We start from the raw sequence: 5,423 nt of genomic DNA, 5'->3' as shown, positions 1-5,423 counted from the left end.
AGTCAGAAAAAATCAATACCTAAGACAGGAGTCTACCCAAGAGACTTACGACTCTAAAGGAATCATCTCGATGGAAATCGACAAGAAAAAATGTGTAGGATGCGGGAATTGCTACGTGATCTGTACCATGGGAGCCATCTATTTGGATGAAGACGGAAAGTCCGTGGTCAATCAGGATGAGTGCGTGGAGTGTTCTACTTGCTATCGGGTTTTGCGAAATGAAAGGTATATGCCTTGGTTCGTTCGGGCCGTCCGTAAGGTTCTGTCGACCTTCCGTTTGGGATACCTGGCGGATGTGGATGTGTGCCCCACCGGGGCTTTGACTCCTCCCGAGTTGACGTGGCCCAGGTCCCTCCGGGCAACCTTCAGTGATCCTACCACCATTCACCCGGGAACGGGGATTGGCGGCCGCGGAACGGAAGAAATCAAGAGCAACGATGTAACCGGAAGGATCCGGAAAGGAGAAGCGGGAGTGGTGGTGGAAATGGGTCGGCCCGGAATCGGTGCTTATTTTCGAGACATTGAAAAGGTGACGATGACCCTGGCCCCTCTGCGGCCGTTCTTTGAACCGCAGAATCCTGTCACCCAACTGATGGAGGATCAAAAGACCGGGAAGATGAAAGAGGAGATTCTTGATGAAAAAGTCCTTTCGGCCATCGTCGAAATGAAAATCCCCTTAGAGAGAATCCCGGCCATCCTGCAGGCCATAGAGGAGGTTCAGAAAGAAATCGGTACGGTGATCAGCCTGGGAGTTTCCTCCAGATGCCGCCCGGACGGAACCATTCCTCATGAGGAGTGGGTGAGTGAGGCGGGCTACCGCCTTTCGCCCAACGGAAAAACCAATATCGGATTAGGCCGGCCTTTGTTCCAGGAGGATTAGATCATGACCAATACCCTGCATCGAAGGGGAACCAGGGATAATCTTAAGAATGATTATGTTATCTTTTGCACTCCAGCAAAAGGCGTCAACAGCGAGGGGTCGGCTTCAAAAATCCAAGAGTTCATCCGTATCTGTTTGAAATATAATCCACTCAATATGGGCGATGGACAGCAGGGAAATATTCTCCAAGATGACATAAACCTCGAGAGTTTTATTGCCAACCAAAAGGATGGGGAGGGTGCTGCTGCGGTTTTTACCGACCTGGATACCCTACAGAAAGTTATCGAAGATCTGATCCAGGCCGATCTGAGGATCTCTATCAATATCAGCGGGCTTCTGGATGAAGTTCAAAGGTGCTGCCACAGAGTTGGCCTGGAGAGGCACAGCGTGGAGCACTCCCTGGGGATCTGGGGTGCGAGGGACCGGTTGCCTGAAAGGGAGATTCTGGAAGTGAACACTTTATGCGGCCATGGAATGGTCTCTTTCAACCTCATCCGGAAGATGGTGGAGTATGTGAGAATCCGGAGACTGACCGCCCAAGAGGCTGCGAGAATAATGGCTAAATGCTGCGAATGCGGGGCCTTCAACCCCGTCCGGGCGGAGCAGCTCCTGGAGAAAATGGTAAAAAAGGAGTAAGGGCGACCCGTCGCGCGCTTCACCTGATCGCCACTACAACCGGGTATGCTTCGATATAGGAAGGAAAACATGATCAAGGAGAGCACAGGAAAAATTTCTGATGAGCTTTACGCCCTGGGGAGCCCGGCTCTCCCTGCCTATCTTCTCATGGGAAAATGCCCGGTTCTCTTCGATGCGGGAATGACCTTCATGGGCCCCCTTTATCTGAGGGAACTGAAAAAATATTTGGGGGACGCCAACCGGCTGGCCTATAATTTTCTCACCCATTCCCATTATGACCATAGCGGAGCCGCGCCTTTTCTGAAAAAAAACATTCCCGGTCTGAAGGTCGCGGCCAGCAATTTAGCGGGGGAAATATTCAGGCGGCCTAATGCCGTCCAATTGATCCAGAGTTTGAGCAAAGACATGGAGGAAGCCTACAGGCCCCAGATCGGCGATGCCGATGTGACCTTCCGTGGACTGGAATTGGACCGGACCCTTGAAGACGGGGATGAAATTGATTTGAAGAACGGGACCCAGATTCAAGTCATTGCTACCCCTGGACACACCCGCGATGCGGTGTCTTATTACATCCCCCTGCTGAAAGCCCTGGTGGGGGGAGAGGCGGTGGGCAGTTTCGATCGCAACTTTGATGTACGCCCCGTATTCCTATCCAGCTATGGTGATTACCTGTCTTCCCTTGAGAAACTGAAGAAAATAGAAATCAACCTCTTGATGATGGGACACTTTTACGTCCTAACCGAAGGTGCCCAGGAAATGGTTACCAAAGCGATCGAGGCCACCAAAGTATTCGGAAGAAGAATCGAAGAGGAGTTGTATTTTCTGGGAGGAGACCAGGAGGCAGTGGTCAAAAAAATCTTCCAGGAAGACTATGTGGAGAAAAAATTGATCGAACAAGAAGAGAGACCCTTCCTCATCAACCTGAAGGCTCAGGTGAAAGCCGTGGCCGAAAGAAAGTAAGTTGTAGGTACAGCCAACTCCATCAAATTCCACCTGCCAGCCCATAAGATTATGACTCTTCTCTAACCCTTGGCCCCTCGAATCCTTGCACCCTATTTTGGCCAGCCACGCGATCTCTTGTCTGGTCCCGGGAGTGATTTAAAATGTAAAAAATTTGGGGTGGCAGGAAGAAGCTCCTACTTGACTTTTGTAGGTTGTGGAATAAGATAGAGCTATCATTACAGGCATTTCCCCCAACCGGGTTAATAGTGTCCCTTCATAAAGGGCAGCGGTTTTAGAAAGAAGGGAGGAAGGATTATGCAGGAGATTCTCAAAAGTAGTCTTGGCCTTCTCGATTCTATCCCAGCGACATTCCTGCTCACCGATGTTCATTCCCAAATTCTATACGTCAACCAGAAGGCGGAGTCCTTTTTTGGATATGCCCCCGACAAAATGGAAGGGCAGCGAATCAGGATTCTTTTTCTGGAGGAAGACTGGATCTATTTTCTCCCGAATATCATTTTTCTCACTCGCTACAAAAACGGTTTTGACGGAGAGGCTCTTTTAAGGCAGAAAGACGGGAAGAAAATCTTTGTTCATCTGTTTACTTCCGCCTTCAAAGAGAAGGGAGAGGTCTTCTTGTCTTTTGTCTTTCAGGAGATCCAGCGGCTGAAGAATATGGAGCGGGAGAGATTGGAAGCGGAACGTTGGGCGAGTTTGGGCCGAATGGTGGAAGAGATTGCCCACCAGTTTCGCAACCCCATTGCTTCGATTGGAGGATATTCCAAAAGGCTTTTGAAGGAGGTTCCGTTTTCCCCTCAGAGCCGGTCTTACATCAGCCAGATTCTGCAAGAGACCGGAAGATTAGAAGCGATTCTGCAAAGGGTTGAGGAATATGTACAGATTCCCCGGTCGGTCTCTAAGAGGGAAAATATCCAGGAGGTAGTAGGGACCGTTCTGCGGAATTTTTCCCAAGAAGCAATGGAGAAAGGGGTTGCTTTAAGGTGCCAAACCGAAGGGTTGACGGGAGACGGACAACTTTTCGCCGACCGGGGTTTGATGGCCCGAGCCCTTGCCCATATTTTACAAAATAGCCTGGAAGCGATCACGCTTAACCCGAAAAGGAAGGGAGAAGAAGTGGTGGAAGTAGCCCTGGCGGACAACGGCGAGAGGGTGGAGGTTGCGGTTTCTGACCGGGGGCCGGGGATTTCCCAGAAAAATTTGGGCCTGATCTTCGACCCTTTTTTTTCTACCCGACCGGATCGAGTGGGATTAGGGTTGACTTTTGTTCGGAGGGCGGTGGAGGAGCAAGGAGGAAAAATCCAGGTAGAAAGCCGGTTGGGGAAAGGGACTAAGATGATCCTCCATTTTCCGAAAGATCGGCGGCGAAAAATCCGGCGCGAATGGCTTGACCCGGAAGTCATGGGCAAAGAAGATTACTGAAGTATGAACCCCTACGTGTTTTCCTTCTGGGCTTGATACTGGGTCTCGGCCTCCGAGCGGCGGAGGTAAACGGGCGTGAAGGAAAAAAGATTTAGGGTGCGGCCATTTGTGAATTGGGGGAGGCTGAGGCGAGCGACATGAACGGCCCGGGGCAGGGAAAACTCTGGGTAAGCAAAGAGGACTTGGGGGCCAAGCTTTTTCCGGAAGGTTTCTCCGTAAACTTCTATACCGTTTCCCAGAAAGATTACTTTCTCGGTGATTCGGGAGCAAAGGTCTTCTGGGGCGATGACCCAATCTTCACTGATTTTTTCCAATCGACCCCCTCCATCCCCGCGAAATAAAGCCGCGTACACCTCTTTCTTCCGGGCATCCAGAACCGGACAGACCAGCGAAGGAGCGTAACAAAGGTTTTGGGCGAGAGCGTCCAGAGTGGGTACGCCAACTACCGGTACCTGCAAAGCGTAAGCCAGGCCTTTGACGGTGGAAACTCCAATACGCAAACCAGTGAAGGATCCGGGCCCCAGCGCCAAAGCAATTCCTCCAATATCGTCAATGGACAAAGAGGCTTCGTGCAGCAGGTTGTCTATGGCCGGCATCAACTTTTCGGAATGAGTACCTGGAAGGTTCAAGGTATGCTCGCCCAGACATTTCACTTCCGGGCAAATTTTTTTTTCGCCCAGCGGAGCTTCCACCAAGGCTACGCTGCCGGTCGGGGTTGAAGTTTCCACGGCCAGGATGAGCATCTTTTACTGGGTCCCTATGATGCGGCTAAGGTCGTTATAGAAAACGAGGAGCATGATCAGGATGATGAGGAAGATTCCGACCTGCTGGGCCCTCTCGCGGAGTTTCAAGCTAACTGGTTTGCCAATGATGCCTTCGATGAGAAAGATGAGCAGGTGCCATCCGTCCAGGACGGGGATGGGTAAAACATTGAGGATGACCAGGTTAATACTGATCACAGCCATGAAAATAATCAAGCTGAGGGGACCGGCTTTGGCCTGCTGGCCGGCCAGTTGAGCAATGAGGATCGGGCCGCCGATGGTCTTGACAGATATTTTCCCCTCGATGATCTTGATGATGCTGACAACGGTCAATTCCGTGATCCGCCAGGATTGGATAACGGCTTTATAGACAGCCGTGAAGGGGTCGAAACGTTCCGTGAAAAAATTGCCGGAAGGAGAAATGCCAATCAAACCAACCTGCACTTCATCCCCGAAGATGTTTTTCTGGGTCGAAACCTGCGGTGTAACCGATAGCTGAAAGATTTTTTTATCCCTTTCCACCTTCAGGAGTAGCGGGCGATCGCTGCTTTCATGGATAATCTGGGCCAGGTCTTCCCAGCGCTTGAGGGGCGATCCGTTGGCTTCCAGGATGCGGTCGCCTTTCAAGATGCCGGCTTTAAAAGCTGGATAATCCGGTTTTTCTTCCCCCACTTCCGGAAGCAGAGCAGGCATGCCCACCTTGTTGACGATGGCGAAAGCTACGACAGCGAAAAGAAAGTTGAAAAAAGGTCCGGCGAAGACAA

General features: G+C 51.0%; 6 protein-coding genes. 4 read left to right on the top strand and 2 right to left on the bottom strand.

Annotation, left to right across the window (positions count from 1 at the left end; all coding sequences use genetic code 11):
• From Q7V48_13265 to Q7V48_13250, 4 genes are all read left to right on the top strand, one after another.
• Nucleotides 1-880: 4Fe-4S binding protein (locus Q7V48_13265; protein MDO9211696.1), on the top strand; the 880-nt coding region annotated here is incomplete at its 5' end.
• A 3-nt stretch (nucleotides 881-883) separates the two neighbouring features.
• Nucleotides 884-1,516: a hypothetical protein gene (locus Q7V48_13260; protein MDO9211695.1), complete on the top strand. Its 633-nt coding sequence runs from the start codon at nucleotides 884-886 to the stop codon at nucleotides 1,514-1,516.
• Nucleotides 1,517-1,585: 69 nt separating this feature from the next.
• Entirely contained in the window at nucleotides 1,586-2,476 is an 891-nt protein-coding gene (locus tag Q7V48_13255; GenBank protein MDO9211694.1) for an MBL fold metallo-hydrolase, read from the top strand.
• A gap of 297 nt (nucleotides 2,477-2,773) precedes the next feature.
• A complete protein-coding gene (locus tag Q7V48_13250; GenBank protein MDO9211693.1) occupies nucleotides 2,774-3,898 on the top strand; it encodes an ATP-binding protein in 1,125 nt (374 codons plus the stop codon).
• An 11-nt stretch (nucleotides 3,899-3,909) separates the two neighbouring features.
• On the opposite strand, the gene tsaB is transcribed toward Q7V48_13250, so the two are convergent.
• Nucleotides 3,910-4,641, bottom strand: a complete 732-nt coding sequence (gene tsaB / locus Q7V48_13245; protein MDO9211692.1) for a tRNA (adenosine(37)-N6)-threonylcarbamoyltransferase complex dimerization subunit type 1 TsaB — start codon at nucleotides 4,639-4,641, stop codon at nucleotides 3,910-3,912.
• A 3-nt stretch (nucleotides 4,642-4,644) separates the two neighbouring features.
• On the bottom strand, nucleotides 4,645-5,423 hold a 779-nt coding region (gene rseP / locus Q7V48_13240; GenBank protein MDO9211691.1), incomplete at its 5' end, for an RIP metalloprotease RseP.

It is taken from the genome of Deltaproteobacteria bacterium, assembly GCA_030654105.1.
GTDB lineage: Bacteria > Desulfobacterota > SM23-61 > SM23-61 > SM23-61 > JAHJQK01.
Note: the sequence above shows the minus strand (reverse complement) of the source record. Positions and strands in the feature narration are given on the sequence as shown.

What these genes read in the sequence shown, in the direction of transcription:
- Q7V48_13250 (MDO9211693.1), top strand. Translation starts at nt 2,774, where the DNA reads ATGCAGGAGATTCTCAAAAGTAGTCTTGGCCTTCTCGATTCTATCCCA.
- Q7V48_13255 (MDO9211694.1), top strand. Translation starts at nt 1,586, where the DNA reads ATGATCAAGGAGAGCACAGGAAAAATTTCTGATGAGCTTTACGCCCTG.
- tsaB (MDO9211692.1), bottom strand. Translation starts at nt 4,641, where the DNA reads ATGCTCATCCTGGCCGTGGAAACTTCAACCCCGACCGGCAGCGTAGCC.
- Q7V48_13260 (MDO9211695.1), top strand. Translation starts at nt 884, where the DNA reads ATGACCAATACCCTGCATCGAAGGGGAACCAGGGATAATCTTAAGAAT.